The 21,204-nt window shown below is 69.9% G+C and carries 18 protein-coding genes; 8 read left to right on the top strand and 10 right to left on the bottom strand.

Features of this window, described 5'->3' with window-relative positions:
- The first annotated feature begins 82 nt into the window (after positions 1-82).
- From DEI95_RS10005 to DEI95_RS09980, 6 genes are read left to right on the top strand one after another with little or no spacing between them, the layout of a single operon-like run.
- Positions 83-1,867: an ABC transporter substrate-binding protein gene (locus tag DEI95_RS10005; protein ID WP_181436271.1), complete on the top strand. Its 1,785-nt coding sequence runs from the start codon at positions 83-85 to the stop codon at positions 1,865-1,867.
- Complete coding sequence (locus DEI95_RS10000) at positions 1,864-2,844, top strand: ABC transporter permease (RefSeq protein WP_111060140.1); 981 nt, start codon at positions 1,864-1,866, stop codon at positions 2,842-2,844. The genes DEI95_RS10005 and DEI95_RS10000 overlap by 4 nt, the downstream gene beginning before the upstream one ends.
- Positions 2,841-3,782 (top strand): ABC transporter permease, encoded by a 942-nt coding sequence (locus tag DEI95_RS09995; protein WP_111060139.1) that lies wholly within the window; start codon positions 2,841-2,843, stop codon positions 3,780-3,782. The genes DEI95_RS10000 and DEI95_RS09995 overlap by 4 nt, the downstream gene beginning before the upstream one ends.
- Positions 3,779-5,554, top strand: coding sequence for an ABC transporter ATP-binding protein (locus tag DEI95_RS09990; protein WP_258367562.1), 1,776 nt, complete (start codon positions 3,779-3,781; stop codon positions 5,552-5,554). Before DEI95_RS09995 ends, DEI95_RS09990 begins: the two co-directional genes overlap by 4 nt.
- Positions 5,551-6,438: an alpha/beta fold hydrolase gene (locus DEI95_RS09985; RefSeq protein WP_111060138.1), complete on the top strand. Its 888-nt coding sequence runs from the start codon at positions 5,551-5,553 to the stop codon at positions 6,436-6,438. The genes DEI95_RS09990 and DEI95_RS09985 overlap by 4 nt, the downstream gene beginning before the upstream one ends.
- An 8-nt stretch (positions 6,439-6,446) precedes the next feature.
- Positions 6,447-7,643 (top strand): glycoside hydrolase family 1 protein, encoded by a 1,197-nt coding sequence (locus DEI95_RS09980; protein WP_111060185.1) that lies wholly within the window; start codon positions 6,447-6,449, stop codon positions 7,641-7,643.
- A gap of 108 nt (positions 7,644-7,751) precedes the next feature.
- Here DEI95_RS09980 and DEI95_RS09975 read toward each other — a convergent pair whose 3' ends face one another.
- The gene (locus DEI95_RS09975) at positions 7,752-8,861 is read right to left on the bottom strand and encodes an acyltransferase (RefSeq protein WP_181436270.1); all 1,110 of its coding nucleotides are present in this window, start codon (positions 8,859-8,861) and stop codon (positions 7,752-7,754) included.
- 121 nt (positions 8,862-8,982) lie between these two features.
- Between DEI95_RS09975 and DEI95_RS09970 the strand changes: the two genes are divergently transcribed.
- The gene (locus tag DEI95_RS09970; protein WP_111060136.1) at positions 8,983-10,206 is read left to right on the top strand and encodes a glycosyltransferase family 4 protein; all 1,224 of its coding nucleotides are present in this window, start codon (positions 8,983-8,985) and stop codon (positions 10,204-10,206) included.
- A complete protein-coding gene (locus DEI95_RS09965) occupies positions 10,203-10,853 on the top strand; it encodes a sugar transferase (protein WP_258367561.1) in 651 nt (216 codons plus the stop codon). Before DEI95_RS09970 ends, DEI95_RS09965 begins: the two co-directional genes overlap by 4 nt.
- Before the next feature lie 52 nt (positions 10,854-10,905).
- Here the strand turns inward: DEI95_RS09965 and DEI95_RS09960 are convergent, their stop codons facing one another.
- From DEI95_RS09960 to DEI95_RS09925, 9 genes are all read right to left on the bottom strand, one after another.
- Positions 10,906-12,039, bottom strand: a complete 1,134-nt coding sequence (locus tag DEI95_RS09960; RefSeq protein ID WP_111060135.1) for a glycosyltransferase — start codon at positions 12,037-12,039, stop codon at positions 10,906-10,908.
- Entirely contained in the window at positions 12,036-13,280 is a 1,245-nt protein-coding gene (locus DEI95_RS09955; RefSeq protein WP_181436269.1) for a glycosyltransferase family 4 protein, read from the bottom strand. The genes DEI95_RS09960 and DEI95_RS09955 overlap by 4 nt, the downstream gene beginning before the upstream one ends.
- Positions 13,281-13,291: 11 nt before the next feature.
- Complete coding sequence (locus tag DEI95_RS16695) at positions 13,292-14,476, bottom strand: hypothetical protein (RefSeq protein WP_181436268.1); 1,185 nt, start codon at positions 14,474-14,476, stop codon at positions 13,292-13,294.
- A 41-nt stretch (positions 14,477-14,517) separates the two neighbouring features.
- Entirely contained in the window at positions 14,518-15,780 is a 1,263-nt protein-coding gene (locus DEI95_RS09950; RefSeq protein WP_111060133.1) for a hypothetical protein, read from the bottom strand.
- Positions 15,777-16,925, bottom strand: coding sequence for a non-hydrolyzing UDP-N-acetylglucosamine 2-epimerase (gene wecB / locus DEI95_RS09945; protein ID WP_258367560.1), 1,149 nt, complete (start codon positions 16,923-16,925; stop codon positions 15,777-15,779). The genes DEI95_RS09950 and wecB overlap by 4 nt, the downstream gene beginning before the upstream one ends.
- The gene (locus tag DEI95_RS09940; protein ID WP_111060131.1) at positions 16,922-17,998 is read right to left on the bottom strand and encodes an NAD-dependent epimerase/dehydratase family protein; all 1,077 of its coding nucleotides are present in this window, start codon (positions 17,996-17,998) and stop codon (positions 16,922-16,924) included. Before DEI95_RS09940 ends, wecB begins: the two co-directional genes overlap by 4 nt.
- Positions 17,995-19,056 (bottom strand): polysaccharide biosynthesis protein, encoded by a 1,062-nt coding sequence (locus tag DEI95_RS09935; RefSeq protein ID WP_111060130.1) that lies wholly within the window; start codon positions 19,054-19,056, stop codon positions 17,995-17,997. The genes DEI95_RS09940 and DEI95_RS09935 overlap by 4 nt, the downstream gene beginning before the upstream one ends.
- A gap of 134 nt (positions 19,057-19,190) precedes the next feature.
- Positions 19,191-20,597 carry a polysaccharide biosynthesis tyrosine autokinase gene (locus tag DEI95_RS09930; RefSeq protein ID WP_111060129.1) on the bottom strand — a complete coding sequence of 469 codons (1,407 nt, stop codon included), beginning with the start codon at positions 20,595-20,597 and terminating at the stop codon, positions 19,191-19,193.
- A gap of 126 nt (positions 20,598-20,723) precedes the next feature.
- Entirely contained in the window at positions 20,724-21,146 is a 423-nt protein-coding gene (locus DEI95_RS09925; protein ID WP_111060128.1) for a DUF3060 domain-containing protein, read from the bottom strand.
- Positions 21,147-21,204 lie beyond the last annotated feature (58 nt).

Genomic DNA, 21,204 nt, shown 5'->3' with positions numbered 1-21,204 from the left:
GCAACAACGTTCACACTTGCACCGCGCGATGTAAGCGCATACATTAAGCGGGTACCCACTCGACACGGAGGTCGACCGAGCAATGACGCTTCCCCCGCAGCGCACGCGCAGGCCCGCCGCCCAGGGCCCTCGGCCCCGGCTGGGCGGCATCCCGGGCGCATCGCACCGGTCCGGCCAGTCCCGTGCCGGCCGGACCCGTGCCGGCCGCCTCGCCGCCGCCATCGCCGGACTCGCGGTCGTGGCCCTCGTGGCCACCGGCTGCAGCATCCAGGTCCGTTCCCAGCCGGACCCGAGCATCGGTAAGGACACGATGCTCATCAACGCGGACCGCGGCAACCCGCTGTTCGACCGCAACTTCAACCCCTACATCCCGAACGCCCGCACCGCGAGCAAGTGGATGTACGAGCCGCTCATCGAGATCAACCCGCTCGACGGCACGGGCACCCCGTGGCTCGCGAGCTCGTGGGAGTTGCCCGACGCGCGGACGATCGACATGACGATCCGGAAGGGCGTCAAGTGGTCCGACGGCACGGAGTTCACGCCAGAGGACGTCGTCTTCACGTTCGACCTGCTCAAGGAGTTCCCGGCGATGGACGTCAAGGGTGCGTGGCAGCACATCGACCGCATCGAGCGGGACGGCGACCACCTGGTCTTCCACCTCAAGGGTGAGGACGTCCCGAGCCTCAACATCATCGGCGCGACGTACATCCTGCCCGAGCACCACTACGGCACGGTGAAGGACCCCGTCACCTGGCGTGACCCAGACCCCGTCGGCACCGGCCCGTTCGTGCTCGGCAACTACTCCGACCAGCAGTACTCGATGGACAAGAACCCGACGTACTGGCAGGCCGACGAGATCGCGATCGAGCACCTCGTGCTCCCCGCGACGAACACGCAGCTCGACACCGTCACACGCGGCTACGACTGGGCGTACTCGTTCATCTCGGACGTCGAGGGCACGTGGGGCGCTGCATCGCCGGACAACAAGTGGTGGTTCCCGGCCGGCGGCGTGATCGGCCTCATCCCGAACCTGACGAAGGCGCCGTACAACGACGTCAACGTGCGCAAGGGCATCTCGTACGCGCTCGACCGCGACGGCATCGCCGAGACCGCCTCCGAGGGCAACCTCAGCGCCGCGGGTCAGACCGGCCTGATCCTGCCGAACCAGGAGCAGTACCTCGACCCGTCGATCCCCGACCAGGGGATGATCACGCAGGACACCGACCGTGCCCTGGCCGAGTTCGCGAAGTCCGGCTACGAGCAGCAGGGCGGCAAGCTCGTCAAGGACGGCAAGCAGCTCGAGATCACCCTCATGACGGCGAACGGCTACTCGGACTGGCTCCGTGCCGCACAGCAGGTGCAGCGTGACCTCGGGAAGATCGGCGTGGAGGTGCAGATCCAGGCACCGCAACCCGCCGGCTACCAGCAGAACATCAACAACGGCACGTTCGACATGGCGATGGGCGGCATGGGGAACGGCGACGTCTTCCAGGCCTACAACTCACTGCTGTCGAGCGACTTCTACCAGCCGGTCGGCAAGTCGACGGTGAACAACTTCGAGCGGTACAAGAACGCGGACACCCAGAAGCTGCTCGACGAGTACCGCGGCACGACCGACCGGGGCGAGCAGCAGCAGATCCTCAACAAGCTGCAGGCCATCGTGTACGACGACCTGCCCGTGATCGGCATGTACTACGGCGGACTCTGGGGCCTGTTCAACACCGGCAAGTTCGTCGGCTGGCCGAGTGCCGAGGACCCGTACATGGCACCGCAGAACTACGACTCCGCACCGCTGTTGATCTTCACGAAGCTCCGGCTCCGTGACAGCGAAGCGGGCAAGAAGATCCTGGAGGAGCAGGCCAAGTGAAGTACGTCCTCCAGAAACTCGTCCTCTTCGTCCTGACCCTCTGGGCTGCGGTCACGCTGAACTTCGTGCTCCCGCGCCTCATGCCGGGCAGCCCGTCCGACGCAGCGCTCGCGAAGCTCAGCCAGAACGGCCCGGTCACCGACGCCACGAAGAAGGCCATCGAGGCCCAGCTCGGCGTCCCCAGCGGCAACCTCTGGGACCAGTACGTCAGCTACCTGCACCAGGTCGTCACGCTCGACTTCGGCACGAGCTACACGTTCTACCCGCAGCCCGTCGGCGACCTGGTCGGCCGCGCCCTGCCGTACACGCTCGTGCTCGTCGGCACGGTGACGATCCTGGCGTTCGTCATCGGCACGCTGATCGGCGTCGCGGCGGCGTGGAAGCGCGGTACCTGGCTCGACTCGCTCCCGACCCTGTCGGGCTCCTTCATGTCGACGTTCCCGTACTTCTGGACGGCGCTCTTGCTGCTGTTCTTCCTCGGCTACGTCCTGCACTGGTTCCCGACCACCGGTGCCTCGTCCGCGACGAGCGTCCCGGGCTGGAACGGCACCTACATCGGCGATGTCCTGCGGCACGCGATCCTGCCGGCGGTGACGATCCTCGTGACGAGTCTCGGCGGCTGGATCATCGGCATGCGCAACGCGATGATCAACACGCTCGGCGACGACTACGTCACGTTCGCCGAGGCGAACGGCCTCCGCGGCCGCACGGTCGCCATCCGCTACGCCGCGCGGAACGCGATCCTGCCGAACCTGACCGGCTTCGGCCTGGCACTCGGCGGTGTCGTCGGCGGCTCGGTGCTGGTCGAGCAGGTGTTCGGCTACCCGGGCATCGGCTACCTGCTGTTCAACGCCGTGATCGGGCAGGACTACCCGCTGATGCAGGCCCTCTTCCTGATGATCACCGTGTCGGTGCTCATCGCCAACTTCATCGTGGACGTCCTGTACGGCGTCCTGGACCCGAGGACGCGCCGATGACCAACAACGCGACCGTCGCAGTACGGACCCGAGAAGAACAAGAAACCGCTCCCTCCAAGCTCCGAGCAGCCGCCCGCCAGTTCGGCGTCGTCTGGAGCAACACCAAGGCCCGCGTCGGCATCTGCATCCTCGGCGCCTTCGTCCTCATCGCCCTGTTCGCCCCGCTCCTCGCCCCCTACGGCGCCAGCCAGAACGGCTTCGAGCGCAACGCCGACGCCACGTGGGCGCACTGGATGGGCACCACCGCCGCCGGCGAGGACGTCCTCTCCCAGTTGATCTACGGCGCCCGGGTCTCCGTGCTCGTCGGTGCGGTCGCGGGCTTCCTGTCCACGCTCGTCGCCGTCGCGATCGGCCTGAGCTGGGGCTACATCCGCGGCTGGGTCGCCGAGGTCATCGGGTTCATCGTGAACCTGTTCCTCGTCATCCCGGGCCTCCCGCTCATGATCGTCATCGCGGCGTACCTGCAGAACGGCGGCATCGCGGTGATCATCGCCGTGATCGTCGTCACCGGCTGGGCGTGGGGCGCGCGCGTCCTCCGCAGCCAGACGCAGTCCCTGCGGAGCCGCGACTTCGTCACTGCCGCGCAGTTCTCCGGCGACGGTGCGACGCGCATCGTCTTCCGCGAGATCCTGCCGAACATGACGTCCCTGATCGTCGGCAGCTTCTTCGGCGCGGCGACGAGCGCGATCCTCGCCGAGGCGGGCCTCGAGTTCCTCGGACTCGGTGACTCGTCGATCGTCAGCTGGGGCACGATCCTCTACTGGGCGCAGAACTCGAACGCGCTGCTCACCGGCCAGTGGATCCTGCTGTTCGCGCCCGGCCTCTGCATCGCCCTGCTGGCGATGAGCCTCACCCTGATCAACTTCGGCGTCGACGCCGTGTCCAACCCGCGGCTGCGCGAGGGCGCGCGCCGCAAGCGCAAGGAGGTCACCGCATGAGCGGCGCAACCAGCGACGGCCTGGAGGCTCGTGGCGGCACCGCCACGCGCCTCCCGTCCGGAACGTCGCAGGACCAGGGCCGGACCGACGTCCTGCTCGACGTCCGCGACCTGTCCGTCGTCTACGAGTCGGCCGGCCAGACGGCCGTCCAGGCCGTCGACCACGTCTCCTTCCAGCTGCGGAAGGGCGAGTTCGTCGGCCTGGTCGGCGAGTCCGGCTCCGGCAAGTCGACGCTCGGCTACGCGCTCACCCGGCTGCAGAAGCCGCCGGCGCGCACCAACGGCGGCAACATCGTCTTCGGCGGGAGCGACATCCGCGACCTCGGCGACGAGGAGCTCCGGCGCCAGCGCCAGGGCGGTTTCGCCATGGTGCTGCAGTCCGGCATGAACGCGCTCAACCCGGTGCGGACGATCCGCAACCACTTCATCGACGTCTTCAGGGCACACGGTCACGTGCCCCGCGAGCGGTGGGACGCCCGGATGCGCGAGCTCATCGGCAAGGTGAAGCTGCCCGAGACCATGCTCGCGCGGTACCCCGGTGAACTCTCCGGCGGCATGCGGCAGCGCGTGTCGATCGCCCTCGCCCTGTCGCTCGAGCCGCAGCTCATGGTGTTCGACGAGCCGACCACGGCCCTCGACGTGCTCGTGCAGCACGCCGTGATGGACACGATCATCGAGCTGCAGCGTTCCGAGGGGTTCACCGCGATCCTCATCAGCCACGACCTCGGCATCGTGCTCGAGGCGACCGAGCGCGTGCTCGTCATGCACGAGGGGCGGATCGTCGAGGACGGCCGCTCGCTCGAGGTCCTCCGTGACCCGCAGGACGACTACACGACGATGCTGCTGTCGCACTACGCGGACCCGCGGGCTGAGGTCGTGTCGTTGCCGGGGTTCCCGGACCGGTCGCAGCGCTCGGCGTCCCGTCAGGAGACCACCTCGTCCTTCGCCACCGTCGGCTCCCGGGAGCGCTCGGCCGCGAGGAACCCGATCGTCGTCGACCACCTGGTCAAGACGTACCCGGCGCCCCGTCGTGGCGAGCAGCCCGTGCAGGCCGTCCGCGACGTGTCGTTCACCCTCGAGCCCGGGCAGTCGCTCGCCCTGGTCGGCCAGTCCGGCTCGGGCAAGTCGACCATCGCGAAGATGCTCACCGGCGTCGAGCAGCCGACGAGCGGCACCGTGCGCTTCGGCGACACGGACGTGGCGAAGCTCGGGAGGCGCGGTCTGAAGGACCTGCGCTCCGAGGTGCAGATGGTGTTCCAGGACCCGTACGCGGCGCTCAACCCGCTGCACACCGTCGAGTACATCCTGTCCCGACCGATCGCGAACTACACCGGACTCCGCGGGCGGGATGCCCGTCGCCGGATGCTCGAGATCCTCGAGACCGTGGGCCTGACTCCCGTCGAGCAGTTCGCGCAGAAGCTCCCGCATCAGCTTTCCGGCGGGCAGCGGCAGCGCGTCGTCATCGCCCGGGCGCTCGCGAGCGACCCGCAGGTGATCATCGCCGACGAGCCCGTCTCGATGCTCGACGTGACGCTGCGGGCCGGCGTGCTCGCGCTGCTCGAGGACCTGCGCGAGCAGTGGGGCGTCTCGCTCCTCTACATCACGCACGACCTGCTGAGCGCGCGGCTCATCACCGACGACATCATGGTGCTGCACGACGGCGCCGTGGTCGAGCGCGGCAGGACGGCCGAGGTACTGCAGCACCCGCAGGACGACTACACGGTCGCGCTGCTGGACGCGGTCCCGAACCCGCGGCGGACACTGCTCGGATGACGACCTTGCTCGACTTCCCGCCCGTTCCGCCCTTCGGGCACCTCCCGACTCCGGAGGGCATCGACGCCGTCGGCATCGACCTGCCCGTCGGTCGGCTCACCGCCTACCGCGTCGTCCCTGCGGGGGAGTCGAAGGGCACGGTCCTGATCGTCCCCGGGTACACCGGGTCGAAGGAGGACTGGCGCACCTTCATGCCCCTGCTGCGCGAGGCCGGCTGGACCGCGGTCGCGATCAGCCGCCGCGGCCAGGCCGACTCGGCAGCACCGACCTCGCCGTCCGACTACTCGCTCGACGAGGAAGCGGCCGACGTCGTCCGGGTCGCGGCGCTGCTCGACGACGGCGCCCCGGTGCACCTGATCGGTCACTCGCTCGGCGGCGTGATCGCCCGCGCGGCCGCCATCGCCTCGCCGGGGTCGTTCCGCAGCGTCGTGCAGTTCTGCTCCGGCCCGTACGGCTGGCCCTACCGCAAGGTCACCGAGCTGACGATCCTGCACGACACCGGCGGGAACAACCGCACGCTGTTCGACGCCGCGAACCCGCTCTGGGCCTACCGCCCCGACGAGGAGCTGCCCGACGACGTGCGCATGGTCCGCGACCGCTTCGACGCCACGAGCCCCTTGAGCATCGTCGCTGGCGGACACATCCTCGAGGACCACACCGACTCGTCCGCCGAGCTCCGCGCGACCGGGCTCCCCGTCCTCGTGGCGCACGGCGAGTGGGACGGTGCCTGGCCGATCCCGTGGCAGCGGCAGATGGCGGAGGACACCGGCGCCAGCTACGAGGTCGTCCCCACGAGCTACCACGGCCCCCACGTCGAGAACCCGGCCGCGACCATCGCGCTGTTCGACGACTTCCTCGGCCGGCACGCACCGGCTCGCACCTGAAAGGCACCATCATCACCACGCTGCAGTTCCCCGACGGCTTCCTCTGGGGTGCCGCCACCGCCGCCCACCAGATCGAGGGCAACAACGTAGGCTCCAACTGGTGGGTGCACGAGCACGAGCCCGACACCACCATCGTCGAGCCCTCCGGCGACGCCGCGGACAGTTACCACCGGTACCGCGAGGACATCCGCATCGCCGCCGACCTCGGCCTGAACTCCTACCGGTTCAGCATCGAGTGGGCACGCATCGAGCCCGAGCGCGGCCACGTCTCCCGCGCCGAGGTCGACCACTACCGCCGCATGGTCGAGGCCTGCCACGAGGCCGGCATCGAACCGATCGTCACCCTCATGCACTTCACCGTGCCGCGCTGGTTCGAGCGCGACGGCTTCTGGCGTGCACCCGACGCCGCCGACTTGTTCGCCCGCTACACCGAGGCCGCGCTCCCGGTCGTGCAGGACGGCGTCCGCTACGTCTGCACGATCAACGAGCCGAACATCGCGGCGATGCTCGCGGGTGGTGAGGACGCCGCGAACCTCGTCGCCTACGGCCTGCCGAACCCGGACCTGGGCGTCGCCGACGCCCTGCTGGCCAGCCACCGGCGGTCGCGAGACGTGCTGTCACAGGTGTCGGGCCTCCAGTCCGGGTGGACCGTCGCGACCCAGGCGTTCCGGGCGAACGGTGAGCCCGGCTCCGAGGAGATGCTCCGCGAGTACGGGTACCCGCGTGACGACTGGTACCTCGAGGCCGCTGCGGGCGACGACTTCCTCGGCGTGCAGGCCTACACCCGCACGTTCATCGGCCCCTCCGGCCCGTTGCCCGTCGCCGACGATGTCGAGACGACGCTGACCGGGTGGGAGTTCTACCCCGAGGCCTCGGCGGACGGCCTGCGGTCGGCGTGGGCGCTCTCCGGCGGTGTCCCGCTGATGATCACCGAGAACGGCATCGCCACCGCCGACGACACCCGCCGGATCGCCTACACGCAGGGCGCCCTCGAGGGGATCCACCGCTGCATCGAGGACGGCATCGAGGTCCTCGGCTACCAGCACTGGTCGCTGCTCGACAACTACGAGTGGGCCTCCGGGTTCCGGCCGACGTTCGGGCTCGTCGCATGGGACCGGGAGACGTTCGAGCGGACGCCGAAGGACTCGGCGCGGTGGTACGGGGAAGTTGCGCGGGCGAACGCGCTCGAGACGGGTCGCGGCTGACGGCTGCGCGGATCGACGGGAGGCACGAGTTCCGTCTTGCACCGTGCCTCCCGGTCCCACTGTGTCTGGACGGCGGACGGACGAGGCGACCCCGAGCACCGACGGTTGCTACGCGGGGACCGGACGAGGCGTCGGCCGGAGCACTCGTCGTCGGAGCCGGTCCGTCGGCACCTCGACCAGCACGCCGCCCAGCACCCCGACGACCAGGGCGACGCCGAGTGCGATGGCCCGGCCGAGGACGCCGTCGATCCGCGGCTCGATGAGGGCGAGGACGACGAGGTGCCAGAGGTAGAGCGAGTAGGACGCTCGCGCGCCGAACCACGCCAGCGGACGCCAGGCGAGGACCCGGGCCGCCGCGGTGTCCGCCGTGCCGAGTCCGGCGATGAAGACCGCGGCGACGAAGCCGGCGGCGGGAACGGCACCCAGGATGACCACGGGGTCGGACTTCCACTGCGACGGCATCAGGAGCGCCAGAGTGACCAAGGATCCGAGGCCGCCCCAGGTGGCGATCCGGCCGGCCCGTGCAGACCACCGCTCGCGCTGGCGGAGGTGGTCGAGCACGAGCGCGGCGAGGCAGCCCGACGCGAGCGACGACATGCTGACCGGCGGGGCGTAGTACACAGCTGAGGGCCCCGCGTCCGGACTCGGGAGGGCGAACGGGATGCAGCTGAGGGGTCCGAGGAGGACGATGCCGCCGAGGATCCACAGCAGGACGTGACGGCGACGGACGACCGGCAGCATGAGTGCTGCGAGTGCGGGCCAGAACACGTAAAACTGTTCCTCCGCGGACAGACTCCACAGGGGGTCGAAGACGCCCTGGTGGATCCCGAAGTAGGCCCTGCCGAGGTTCGTCGTCCATGTCAGGGCCAGACCGGCGGCGAGGCCGAGATCGGTCGTCGACCCTCCGTACCCTCCGACCCACGGCCACAGGAGTGCGACGACGGCGGTGAGCACGAGCACCGGCGGCGCGATCCGCAGGAGACGGTTCAGGACGAACCGACCGAGCCGGACGCGGCGGTGACGGCGCACCTCGGCGAGCAGCAGGCTCGTGATCAGCGTTCCGGAGAGTGCATAGAAGACCGGGAGGGCGAGGACAGCGCTCTGCAACCCGGGCGCACCCATGTGGTATGCGCTGATCGCGATGGCGAGCAGCGCTCGGAGGCCGTCGAGCGCAGAGATCCGATCACTGATGCGACTCGCGTGCAGAGGGACGTCCATCCCGGGAGTCTTGCTCCGTCCGGCACCCTGCATCCAGTTGTCCACATACCAAATGTTGCATATGAGTAACGGCAGGTCAACGTGCTTGGACCGTACGCACATTGGATATTAGTATTTCGGCATGCCTGCCCGTCCCCGACCTCTCCGCATCACGGTCGTCTCGCAGTACTACCCTCCCGAGATGCAGGGGTGGATCCCTGCATCCGTGGCGCGCGGCCTCGCCGACCGAGGGCATGACGTCAGTGTCGTCACGGCGTTCCCCAACTACCCGTTCGGCAGGGTGTTCCCCGGCTGGTCCCAGCGCTTCGGGCACGTGGAGGACGACGGCCCCGTCACCGTACGGCGCGTCCCCATCGTGCCGGACCACTCCAGCAGCGCTCTCCGCCGGATGGTCAACTGCCTGAGCTTCGCGGCGTCGTCGCTCACCACCTCCCGCGCCGTCCGTGGCGCTGACGTCGTCTACGTGCACAGCGCGCAACCGACCGCGGCGATCGGACCGATGGTTTGGCGCCGCCTGTTCCGCACGCCGTACGTCCTGCACGTGCAGGACGTCTGGCCGGAGTCCGTCACCGGTTCGGGTTTCGTCCGCAGCGAGTGGGCGGCGCGCGTCGCGCAGCTCGTGCTCATCGCCTGGCTTCGACGTCTCCACGGACGTGCAGCACACGTCATCGCGATCGCTCCCGGCGCCGCGCGTCTCCTCGTCGAGCGCGGAAGCCGACCGGACCGCACATCGACCATCGTGAACTGGGCGATGCACTTGCCTGCGCTGCCCGAACGTGTCCACGACGGCACGACGACGATCGTGTACGCCGGCAACCTCGGCCCGAACCAGGGCCTCGACGTGGTCGTCCGCGCTGCCGCCCGGTGCAGGCACGTCCCCGGCCTCCGGTTCGTCTTCGTCGGGGACGGGCTCGCCGCCGACCGTCTGCAGGCCCTCGCCGTCGAGGTCGGGGCGACCACCATCGAGTTCCGTCCTCCGGTGGCCCGTGAACGCATGCCCGCCGTCCACGCCGAGGCAGACTTCGAGATCGTCGCGCTCGCGGATGCGCCCATGTCCCCGATCACCATCCCGTCGAAGCTCCAGGACGCCCTGGCCAACGGCGTGCCGGTCATCGCCGCGCTCCCGGGTGACGGGGCCGACCTCGTCCGCGACGGGGACGCCGGGTTCGTCGCCGCGCCCGGTGACGTGGACGCGGTCGAGTCGGCATTCCGGGCCGCGCACGCCACCGACGGCCGTCAGCGCGCCCGCCTCTCGGTCAACGCACGCCGCGTCGTGGAGCAGCACATGCACCCCGACGCGGCGATCGACCACATCGAGCAGATCCTCAGGGAGGCAGCCGCGTGACCGTTCGCTCATCACACCGATCCTGGACCTCGATCAAGCACGCGCTCGACCGCATCGTCGCCGTCGCGCTCCTGATCCTGCTGGCGCCCCTGCTGACCGTGATCGCGCTCGCGATCCGGTGCGAGGGCGTCGGCCCTGTGGTCTACCGACAGACCCGACCCGGTCTGCACGGCGAGCCCTTCGAGATCGTCAAGTTCCGGTCGATGCGACCCGACCCCGAGCTCGAGCGCCGCGGAACCGAGGGAGACCACCTGCGCATCACGCGTCTCGGTCGTCTCCTCCGCGCGACCAGCCTGGACGAGCTCCCGAACCTGATCAACGTCGCGCGCGGCGAGATGAGCATCATCGGACCGAGACCGCTCCTGATGTCCTACCTCGAGCTGTACGACGAGCACCAGGCGCGACGGCACGAGGTCCGTCCGGGGATGACGGGACTCGCCCAGGTCAACGGTCGAAACGACTCGGACTGGGCGACGCGGTTCGACCTCGACGTCGAGTACGTCGATCGCTGCTCGTTCCTGCTCGACGTCCAGATCCTCGTCGCGACCGTGCGGACGGTGATCACCGGACGTGGCGTCTCCGCCCCGGGCCACGCGACCATGGGCACCTTCCGGGGCACCGAAGACCAGGCGATCGCAGCTCGCTGATCCGGACAGCACCACCCCTTGGCGAGCATCGTTCGCCGAGGGCGGGGCTGTCTCAGCGGTGTCCGAGCGCCATCTCGAACACGTGTGGGGCGGGCGGTGACCTCCGCCATGCGTCGTACGCGTCCGCAGCGTCCTGCGAACGTCGGACCCGCTCGGCAGCCGATTGGCCTGCCCACCGGTCGAGCGTCGTCGCCCACGCGCCATCTGGGACGACCTCTCCGCCGCCAGCCGCGACTCGCGCCGACCACGGCGTGGTGTCGGACAGGAGGACCGGGCGGCCGACCGAGAGCGCCTCGGCGATCGTGTGTCCGAAGTTCTCCCCAGCAGTCGCCGTGACCATGGCGTGCGCGGCTCCGATCGTGTCGAGCACCGCTCGGTGGGACTGCGCCCCCCGGAATTCGACGCAGACGTGCTCGGGCAGCGCGGCCGCAGCGGCAGCGCACCGGCGACCGTACGCGACGTCGTCGACCGGCCCGACGACCACGAGCCGGACCGGATGCGAGACCTGCGCGAGCGCCTCGATCACCAGGTGGGTCCGTTTCTTCGGGCTGATCCGACCCGCCATGACGACTTCGAAACGCTCGTTCGGACGCACCGGGACACGGGTGGACACAGCCGGCAACGTCGTCTCGTTCTCGCGGACCACGACCGCCGCGTCCGGTCCGACCGCCGCCCGGATGTGCGCGGCCTCGAGTTCGGTCGAGGCATGCCAGGTGACTCCGTGGAAGACGCGGGAGGCGCGGGCGACGTCGAGGTAACGCTGCTTCTTCACCCGCTTGAGTGCGAGCGCACCTGGGTCGAACTCGCCGCGCGGGGCGACCAGGAACCGCCCGCGGAGGGGGAGCCGGCACCGGCGCAGCAGCAGGGGGAGCGCTCCGAACCGCGGGTCGAAGACGCTGTTCACGTAGGTGAGGTCAGCGTGTGGGCGGGCGACCATCGCCGCAGCGAGGCGGACGGTCCCGTCGACACCCCGGGCGTCCACGAAATGGACTCGCCGCCCGCCCGGGAGGGTCGCAATTCGGGGGACGTCGAGGCGGACATCTGCGCAGAGATCGCGGTCCCGCGTGACGACCTCGACCCGCATCCGGTCCGGCGCGGTCCGGACCAGGGCGTCGAGCGTGCGGATCGGTCCGCCGCCGTTCACAGCCGGCGGGAAGTACGGGGCCAGCACCCGGACGGAGGTCATCGTGGTCCTCCGGTGCGACCGGGGGTCGCGACCGCCTCTGACACGACGTCGCGCCACACACGCTCCGCCACCGCCGTCGCGTACCTCGCCTCCACGTGTGCACGGGCGTCCCTTCCCCGGACGTCGGCCCGTGTGGCGTCGAGGACGCCCTCGGCGAGCGCTGCGGCGAGGTCCGGGATCAGGGCCGGCCCGAACGGGACGAGGGTCCCCGCGGCGGCGGGGACTGCCTCCGTCGCGCCGCGCGTCGCGGTCGCGACCACGGGGAGTCCGGAGGCCATCGCTTCGAGGAACACCACGCCGAGCCCCTCCTCCCGTGAGGCCAGGGCGAAGAGCGACCCCGTCTGCAGCAACGCCGCGAGTTCGGCATCGGTGGGGGACTCGACGACTCGGACCACCTCGCGCAGGCCGAGCTCGTCGATGAGCTCGACGTCAGCCGTCGGCAGCGCATGACGTCCGGCCAACACCAGGTCGTGGCGGACGCCGTGCCCGCGTCGCGCGAGGGCGTAGGCCCGGAGCAGGGTCCGGACGTCCTTTCGTGGGTCGTTGAGTCGACTGACCATGATGATCGGGCCGTCTGCTGCGCGCCTGGTCGCCGGTCGGAACACGCTCGTGTCGACGCCGACGGGCAGCACCCGGACCGGACGCCCGGAGCGTTCCCGCAAACGGTCCGCCATCGACGCGTTCACCGTGACGACGGTCTTGGCGAGCTCCAGCGCGCGTGTGTCGTGGCGCGCGGTCGCGGCGGTGACCGTCCGCAGCAGGAGTCCCCGGAGTCCGCGGCTGCCCGCGAGCCTGGCGGCCCGTTCCTCCTCCACGAGTGACGCCACCTTGAGCACCCAGGGGACGCGGACGTCGCGCATGACCGAACCGATCGCCGGTGTCCCGGCGATGACGATCGCGGCGTCACAGTCGTCGACGAGCGCGGTCAGGGCTCGCCGCGGACGGTAGCGGTTCGGCTCCAGCTCCGGGAGCGCCGTCCCCACGTCCCAGATCTCGAGCCCGGTGTCCGCTCGCCGTCGCGCGACCGGTCCGCGCAGGAGCGACCCCGGCCGCATGGGCGAGGCGTGCTCCTGCGCTCCGTGGAACATCCGCGGGGAGACGACCCGCACATCCCATCGTTCCGTCACGGGTACGTGGTTCCCACCGAACGCCTCTGCGACGAAGTCGGCCACGGCGGCCAGACCGCCGCCTCGGGCTTCCGATGTGCGGTACTCGGGGACGACGATCGCGAGCGAACGCATGACGCTCTCCTTCACGGGGACACCACGTCCGGCCGGACGTGGACGGTGGTCGAGGGACGGAGGAGCGTCGCGAGGCTCCACCACCACGCGACGGCGCTGAGGGTGGTGATGACCGTAGCGACGGCAACGACGGCCCCGATCCCGAGCGGTGCCGCTGCGACGACCGCCGGAAGCCGGACCACGGCCGTCGCACATCGGACGGCGAGGATCCGGCGACCGACGCCCAGCGCACGGTGCGCGGACTCCGGGACGGCGGCGACGAGCTGGAAGAGCAACTCGATGGCGGTCAGGGGGAGGATCGGGCCGACGAGGTCCCAGGTCGCGCCGAGCAGCGTGCTGCCGATCTCGTCCGGCACGCACGCGAGCGCGACCAGTGCGGGCAGTGCGAGTGCCGCCATCAGCGCCGTGTCCGCCGTGAACAGGCGGAGCGGAGCGTTCGAACCGAGGTGATGTACCGAACGGGGGATGAGCACGCTGCGTGCGGCGGACAGCGCCACCGTCACCGGACCGGCGAGGGTCCCCGCACCACGGAGCGCTGCTGCCACCGAGAGTCCCGCGATGGCGGTGGCGACCCACGTCACCAGCTGGACGACGCCGCTGCCGATGAGCGTGTCCGACGCGAACGCGATCGAGCGTGCGCTGGGCACCGGAGTCCGTGACCAGACCGGCAGGGCATCGGAGTGGGTCCGCAACGTGCCGGCGTACCCGAGCGCCGCGCCGCTCACCGCCCAGATGGTGAAGGCGTCGACACCGTCCCAGGTCCCGGCGAGCGACCCGACGAAGGCCAGGGCGCTCGCCGCGGACCAGCTCCCCTCGAGGACGACCGCCGTTCGCGCGGACCCGGTGGCGACCAGGACCGCGCGGACGCACTCACGCATGGTGAGTCCGTGCACCGTCAGGGCGCCGATGACCAGGTACGTGGACCTGGTGGTCAGGCCAGCCGCGAGCAGCACGACCGCGCCCAGCAGCCCGACAGCCGAAGCACGGCCGAGCAACTTCGTGTCCGCCGGACGCCGGGTCGCATCGGCGATGAGGGGATCGGTGGCCGCTGAACGGGCCAGAGCTGCGACGAGGAGCAGCGCGGCGACGGCGATACCGAACCGGCCGGTGCCCGCGACGGTGGAGGTGCGGGCCACCGCGACCGAGACGAGGAGCCCGGAGATGCTGGACAGGGCACTGATGATGAGCGCCGGCACCGCGCGTCCGTGGACGAGTCGCCCGAGTCGCCGGAACCGCTTCACGATCTGCTGGCGCTCACCGCGCCGGGTAGGCAAGCCGGGTCAGAGCGGCGGTCCGGAGTGGCCGGCGCTCGTCGTCCCCACAGCTGGAGCAGGAAGAACACCGGGAGCGTCGACACGAGTGTCTGCAGCAGGTTGATGGACGTGTCGGGTGGGGTCCCGAACCAGGAGAGCGGGCCGCTCAGCACGAGCGTCAGAACGATCAGGGCGTACGGGCGCTCGGCGATGGCACGCCACGGGCGGAGCGACATCACGACCGTGGCGTAGCCGGCGTAGAGCAGGACCACGGCGAGGGCGCCCCAGAAGAACCACGCGGTCGCGACCGGCAAGAACGTGTACGACGAGAAGGACACTCCGCCGAGGAACTCGTTGATCACGTTCCCGGAGGAGAGCCCGTCGCGACCCGGGTCGAGGAACCGTGGGACGAGCCCGTAGCGCAGCACCTCTCCCAGCCCCGCCTGTCCGAGGTCGTGTCCCGGTCCGAACTGGGCCGCGCGCGCGATCTGCTCGTCGAAGCGCAGCCGGTCGGATGCGGAGACGTCCTCGCTCACGTCGATGCCGCTCGCGACGCGCAGTTGGTTCCGGATCGCGTAGACGGTCGGCCAGACGACGGCGAGCACCGCGATGGCCGCGGCGATCCAGGACCGAGGCACCAGGTCCGTGAGGAAGGCGAGGATGAGCAGCAGTACCACGAAGGCGGCCGCACGGACCGTGATCGTCGAGACGTACGCCGCTCCGATCTGTGTGACGAGGAGTGCGCCGATCCAGCTGAGTGTCACCGCGCGGCTGAGACCGCCGAGATGGTACGCGGCGATGAGCAGCGCGAGCGCGACGGAGGTCCACGAGACGAACGGCGTGAGGACGGCCGCAGCGCCGGACGGGAGCTGCGAGTCGACCTGCGAGCGCAGCGTCCCCGCGCCGAGCAGGACCGACGCAGAGGTCGCAGTGATGGCGACGACGCTGACACCACGAGCGATCGCCGCCACCCGTCCGGCATGCCAGCACCGTGCCGTCGTTCTCGGGGGCGGGGACCCGGCGGAGCGACCTGCCCGGTGCTCCGCCGACGCCACCAACGCCACCGAGCCCTCGACGGCGAGCGTCCCGGCGACCGCGGCGCCCCACGTCTGCAGGATGAAGTCGGTCTGCGGATTCGCGTTCCAGACGGCCAACGGCAGGAAGAGGAGCACGTACGGAGCGGTGACGACGAAGGTCGTGGGGAAACGCAGCGCCAGACGAAGGCCCGTGGAGCCCGCGCTGCTCACGCCTTCCGCCGGATCCCGGCGTTCGCGTGATGCGCGTGCGCCGTGCCGAGGATGAAGGCGACCACCCGCCGGGCTGTGTCCGCCACGGCGTACTCAGCCGGGCCTCCCGACCGGTCGGCACTCGCTGTCGCGCGCGCGAACCGGACCGCCTCGGTCACCGCGCGAGCGGTGACACCCGCGGTCACCACGGACCCGGTGTCGATCGCCTCCGGACGTTCGATGCGGTCGCGCAGTGTGACGGCGGGGAAGCCGAGCATGACCGACTCCTCGCTGATCGTGCCGGAGTCGGAGAGCACCACGAAGGCGGAACGCTGCAGTGCGTTGTAGTCGTGGAACCCGAAGGGCTCGTGCATCAGCACACGCGGGTACCGCTCGGCGTCGATGTCCGTGAGGGACCGGCGGGTCCGCGGGTGCGTCGACATCAGGACCGGTAGGTCGTGCTCGTCGCCGACTGCCTGGACGGCCTCGAGCAACGTGATGAGGCGGTCGGGGTCGTCGACGTTCTCCTCGCGGTGCGCGCTGACCAGGACGTACTCATCGATGGTGAGGGACAACCGGGCCAGGACGTCGCTGCTCATGATCGCGGCACGGTGCGCGGCGAGGACCTGGTGGAGCGGAGAGCCGGTCAGGACGATGCGCGACGGGTGGATCCCCTCCGCCAGCAGGTTCCGGCGTGCGTGCTCGGTGTAGACGAGGTTGTAGTCGGCCACGTGGTCGACCATCCGCCGGTTGGTCTCCTCCGGGACGTTCTCGTCGAAGGACCGGTTGCCGGCCTCCATGTGGAACACCGGGATGCGCATCCGCTTCGCCATCAGGGCTGCGATCGCACTGTTCGTGTCACCGAGGACCAGTACCGCGTCGGGGCGCTCGAGGCGCAGGATCCGCTCGGTCTCGCGCAGGACGTCGCCGAGCACCGCGCCGAGCGAGGACGTGTCGATCGACAGGTGGTGGTCGGGAAGTCGGAGGCCGAGGTCGTCGAAGAAGACGTCGCTGAGTTGCCGGTCGTGGTTCTGTCCGGTGTGGACCAGGACGTGGTCACACGTCGCCTCGAGCAGGTGGATGACCTCGGACAAGCGGATGATCTCCGGGCGTGTGCCGACGACGGTCACGACCTTCGTCATGCGCCCTTCGGGTTGCGTGCTCATGCGGTTTCCTGGTGGGTGTCGGGGCGTGCGGGGTCGAAGAGCTCGTTCGTCCAGAACGCCGTGACGAGCGGGGAAGCTCCGGTGTTCGTGATCGCGTGCGCCCACAGCGTCGGTATGTCCACCGCTACGGGCTGCTCGCCTGTCACGTCGATGACCTGGCGCTCGTCGGTCAGGACCCGGCGGAGCACGATGCGTGCTTCGCCCTGGACCACGACGAAGCGTTCGATCTTGCGGCGGTGGAAGTGGTCGCCGCGGGTGATCCCGGGCAGCGTCGTCGAGATGCCGGTCTGTCCCGCGCTGCCGTGAGCACGCACCAGCTCGGTGAACGCCCCACGCTCGTCCATCGCTGAGGTCAACCGATGCACCGGAGACACCGCGAACGCGTACGAACGGTAGGTGTTGAAGAGGTCGCGGTCGAACCTGCTCTCGAAGGCAGGGATCTCCCCGCGGCGGTACACGTCGGCGAGCGCGGTGATCCGCCCGGCGAGCTCGGGGACCGTCATCCTGGTGCCGCGGCGGTCGAGCTCGGCCTGGTCGATCATGCCCGCGAGGGCTTCGGCGACGTCCTGCGCGTGCACGAACGTCCGGACGTCGTCTGAGTCGACGGACGGTTGCTCGCCTCGCGCGATGCGGTGGCAGAAGGTCAGCGCGACGCCGTTGTGGTAGGGAGTGCCGTGCTCCCCGAAGACGTTCTGGATGACGACGTCGACGAAGTCCGCTCCCCACCGTGCCGCTGCCGCCGACAGGACCTCGCGCGCCCGGGCCTTGCCCTCGGTGTACGGGCTGGTCCCCCGCATACCAGTGTCCGCGTACACGACTCGACGCGGACGCGCACCGCCTGCGTCGAGGGCCGCCACGAACCGGCGAGCGAGTTCGACGTTGCCTTCGCGGACATCGTGGTCGGATCCACGCGAGATGCCTGCGACGTGGATGGCGGTCTCGACATCGGCGAGGTCGGTCGTCGTGGCTACCGTCTGGCGCAGGTCGACGTCCTGCCATGACCGCCCCTCGCTGTACAGCACGGTGCGGAGGTGCCAACCGACCAGCCCGCCGCGGCCACTGATGGCGATCACGCTGCGATCTCCATGACGCGCCGTCCCGCGGCAGCCAGCTCAGCGCGGATCTCGGGCAGCGAGAGCAGCAGGTCCTCGACGCCGCACACGTCGAGGCGTTCGACACTGTGTGAGTCGTAAGCGAGGCGGTCGGTCTGCGTGGGGTCGCCCTCCTCCACGTACGCCGAGTAGTTGAGGTCGCGGACGTCTGCCGGGATGCGGAAGTACTCGCCCATGTCCTGCGCGCGGGAGAGTTCCTCCCGGCTCGCCAACGCCTCGGACAGCTTCTCGGCGTGGCGGGTGCCGATCACGCGGAACGGGTCGCCGGTCACCCCGAACAGGTTCGCCAGCGCCCGGGCGAGGTCACCGATCGTGCACGACGCGGCCTTCTTCACGAACAGGTCGCCCTGGTCGGCGTGCACGAACGCGTGCTCAACGAGGTCGACACTGTCCTCGAGCGACATCATGAACCGGGTCATCTCGGGGTTCGTGATGGTGAGCTGTTGCCCGCGGCGGATCTGGCCGACGAAGAGCGGGATGACCGAACCGCGCGAGTACATCACGTTGCCGTACCGCACGCATGACACCGTGGTGTCGGAGACGTGGTCGTTGAGGCCGAAGGACAGCGCCACCTTCTCCATGAGCGCCTTGCTGAGGCCCATCGCGTTGACCGGGTAGACCGCCTTGTCGGTGCTGAGACACACGACGGACTGCACACCGGCGGAGACCGCCGCGGCGACCACGTTCTGACTGCCGAGCACGTTCGTGCGGACCGCTTCGAGCGGGAAGAACTCGCACGAGGGCACCTGCTTGAGCGCGGCGGCGTGGAACACGTGGTCGACACCGCGCACGGCACGGTGGACGCTCTCCGGTTCGCGGACGTCACCGAGGTGGAAGCGCGCACGGGGATCGCCCAGCTCGTTGCGGAGCTGGTCCTGCTTCGCTTCGTCGCGGCTGAGGATCCGGACCTCGCCGACACCACGAGCGAGGAGACGCTTGGTGACGGTCTTGCCGAAGGATCCGGTGCCGCCCGTCACGAGGACGCGGGATCCGACGAGGGAGTCGGTGCTGGTGGTCATGATGGTCCTGAGGGTCCTTGTCTCGACTGGGGTCGGTATGACGTGCGTCTGCTGCGTCTGCTGCGTCTGCTGCGTCCGGCCTGGAGGCGCGGTGCGCGTGGTCTCGTCGGGTGCGGTCCGCTTGGCGGTACCGGTCAGTCCGCGACGCGGACGCCGCGGACCGGGCGCAAGTCGGCCTTGGTGAGTTCGGGGGCATCGCCGAGGTAGCCGTAGCCGTACTGCTGGTGCGGGGTCTTCGTCATGGTGACGGCGATGCCGAGCGTGTGGGCGTCAGCGCGCTCGAGTACGGCGAGTGCGTCGCGGAGTTCGTGGGTGTGGGACTTGCCGGCCGCGGTGACGACGATCGCACCGGAACTCGCCGCCGCGAGGACTGCTGCATCCGTCACCGGGAGCAACGGCGGGGTGTCGACGATGACGTAGTCGTTCGCGACCGCGAGCGCAGCGAGGATCTCGGTCATTCCCGCGGACGCGAGCAGGTCAGCCGGATTCGGCGGGAGGGGACCGGTCGGGAGCACCGTGCCGGTCGCTCCCCACGGCTGTGCCACGTCGTCGAGTTCGGCCCGGCCGATCAGGACGTCCGTCAGCCCGACGCTGTTCTCCAGGTCGAGTCGGGCAGCGACGGCCGGGCGGCGGAGGTCGCAGTCGACGACGGCCACGCGAGCCCCACCCTCCATCAGCGCCGCGGCGAGGTTGAGGGTCGTGGTCGTCTTGCCCTCGCCGGGGTTCGCCGAGGTGATGACGAAGACGCGGCCGGTCGCGCTCTGCCCGAGGAACCTGAGGTTGGTGCGGAGGGCGCGGAAGGCTTCGGCGAAGGCCCCCCGACCGTTGCCCTGGATGAAGACCGGGGTCCGCTGCAGGTCCTTCCACTTCGGCACGGTGCCGAGCACGGGTCGATCGGTCACCGACTCGACCTCGGTACGGCTCCGGATCTTCGTGTCGAGCAGTTCACGGAGCACGGCGCCGAGGACGCCGACGGAGAGCCCGCCGACGATGCCGAGGAACAGGGTCTTCGCCAGCTGCGGAGTCGCCTTGTCCTCCGGCACCAGGGCCGGTTGCACCGTGCGGATCGAAACCGGACTGGTCGCTCCCGCACTCGCCTGCTCGAGGTCGTCGGCCACGAGCTCGGTGAAGCTCTCGCTGATGGCGTTCGCGATCGCCGCGGCACGAGCGGCGGACGTGTCGTTGACGGTGAGGTTGAGCAGGACGGTCTCGTTCGGTGACGATGCGCGGACCCGGCTGGCGAGGTCCTGGGCGGTCATGTGGAGCCCGAGCTCGGCGATCGCGGGCTGCAGCACTCGCGGCGTGGTGATGATGTCGACGTACGACCGGACGCGTTGCTCGGCGGCGTTCCCGCCCTGGACGAGGTCGGTCGTCGAGCCGGATTCGGACGATGCGACCGTGACGTAGAGCCGAGTGGTCGCGTCGTAGGTCGGCGTCGAGAGCATCAGCTGCGCGCAACTGGCGGCGGTACCGAGAGCCAGTCCGCTCAGCACGAGGGGCCATCGTCGCCCGAGGGTGCGGACGATGTCGGGGAGGTCCATGTCGCTCCTGTCTTGAAGGCGTGACGCTTATCCTAGCATCCGAAATGTCAAGGTGAAATACGAAACCCAGGAAAAGCCAAGGCCGACCGGGCGGGACCGGTCGGCCTTGGCGGTCTTCAGTGCTCGTCAGTCGACTCTGTTGCCCTGGCCTTGGTCGTCGACGGTGGGAGCGTCGCCGTCGACATGGACCTTGTTGTTCGAGCCGAGCAACATGACCGACTCGACTGACTCGACGGTGATGTCGTTGTTGCTGCCCTCCACGACCATCGACTTCGTGTCACCGATGCGGACCTTGCTTCCCTTGGCCACGACGGCGACGGCATCGCAGTCCTCGATCCGATGCGGGGCGCCGTCGCCGCTGATCACGGCCTGCTTGCCGTCGCAGGCGTTCTCGTACGGCGCTGCGGCGCCGGGGTCGCGCATGGTCGCCGATGGTGATGAGGACGGCTTGGTCGCGGTGTGGCCGGTTGACTGCTGCGTGCAGCCGGTCAGCAGGAGCGTGGTGGCGCTGGCGGCCAGGAGTGCGGCAGCGATGCTGCGGGTCTGCATGATCTGTCCTTCGGGGCGGATTCCGGTGGGGGCGGGGAAGCGTTGGCGGGGCCGGTCG

Source organism: Curtobacterium sp. MCBD17_008 (genome assembly GCF_003234475.1).
Classification (GTDB): Bacteria; Actinomycetota; Actinomycetes; order Actinomycetales; family Microbacteriaceae; genus Curtobacterium.
The sequence above is the reverse complement of the archived record's forward strand: the minus strand, read 5'-3'. Positions and strand labels throughout refer to the sequence as shown.

Excerpts from the sequence above, each read along its gene's own strand:
- DEI95_RS09960 (WP_111060135.1), bottom strand. The coding sequence starts at position 12,039 with ATGACCTCCGTCCGGGTGCTGGCCCCGTACTTCCCGCCGGCTGTGAAC.
- wecB (WP_258367560.1), bottom strand. The coding sequence starts at position 16,925 with ATGAGCACGCAACCCGAAGGGCGCATGACGAAGGTCGTGACCGTCGTC.
- DEI95_RS09995 (WP_111060139.1), top strand. The coding sequence starts at position 2,841 with ATGACCAACAACGCGACCGTCGCAGTACGGACCCGAGAAGAACAAGAA.
- DEI95_RS09930 (WP_111060129.1), bottom strand. The coding sequence starts at position 20,597 with ATGGACCTCCCCGACATCGTCCGCACCCTCGGGCGACGATGGCCCCTC.
- DEI95_RS09935 (WP_111060130.1), bottom strand. The coding sequence starts at position 19,056 with ATGACCACCAGCACCGACTCCCTCGTCGGATCCCGCGTCCTCGTGACG.
- DEI95_RS09990 (WP_258367562.1), top strand. The coding sequence starts at position 3,779 with ATGAGCGGCGCAACCAGCGACGGCCTGGAGGCTCGTGGCGGCACCGCC.
- DEI95_RS10005 (WP_181436271.1), top strand. The coding sequence starts at position 83 with ATGACGCTTCCCCCGCAGCGCACGCGCAGGCCCGCCGCCCAGGGCCCT.
- DEI95_RS09970 (WP_111060136.1), top strand. The coding sequence starts at position 8,983 with ATGCCTGCCCGTCCCCGACCTCTCCGCATCACGGTCGTCTCGCAGTAC.
- DEI95_RS09955 (WP_181436269.1), bottom strand. The coding sequence starts at position 13,280 with ATGCGTTCGCTCGCGATCGTCGTCCCCGAGTACCGCACATCGGAAGCC.
- DEI95_RS09975 (WP_181436270.1), bottom strand. The coding sequence starts at position 8,861 with ATGGACGTCCCTCTGCACGCGAGTCGCATCAGTGATCGGATCTCTGCG.
- DEI95_RS09925 (WP_111060128.1), bottom strand. The coding sequence starts at position 21,146 with ATGCAGACCCGCAGCATCGCTGCCGCACTCCTGGCCGCCAGCGCCACC.
- DEI95_RS09985 (WP_111060138.1), top strand. The coding sequence starts at position 5,551 with ATGACGACCTTGCTCGACTTCCCGCCCGTTCCGCCCTTCGGGCACCTC.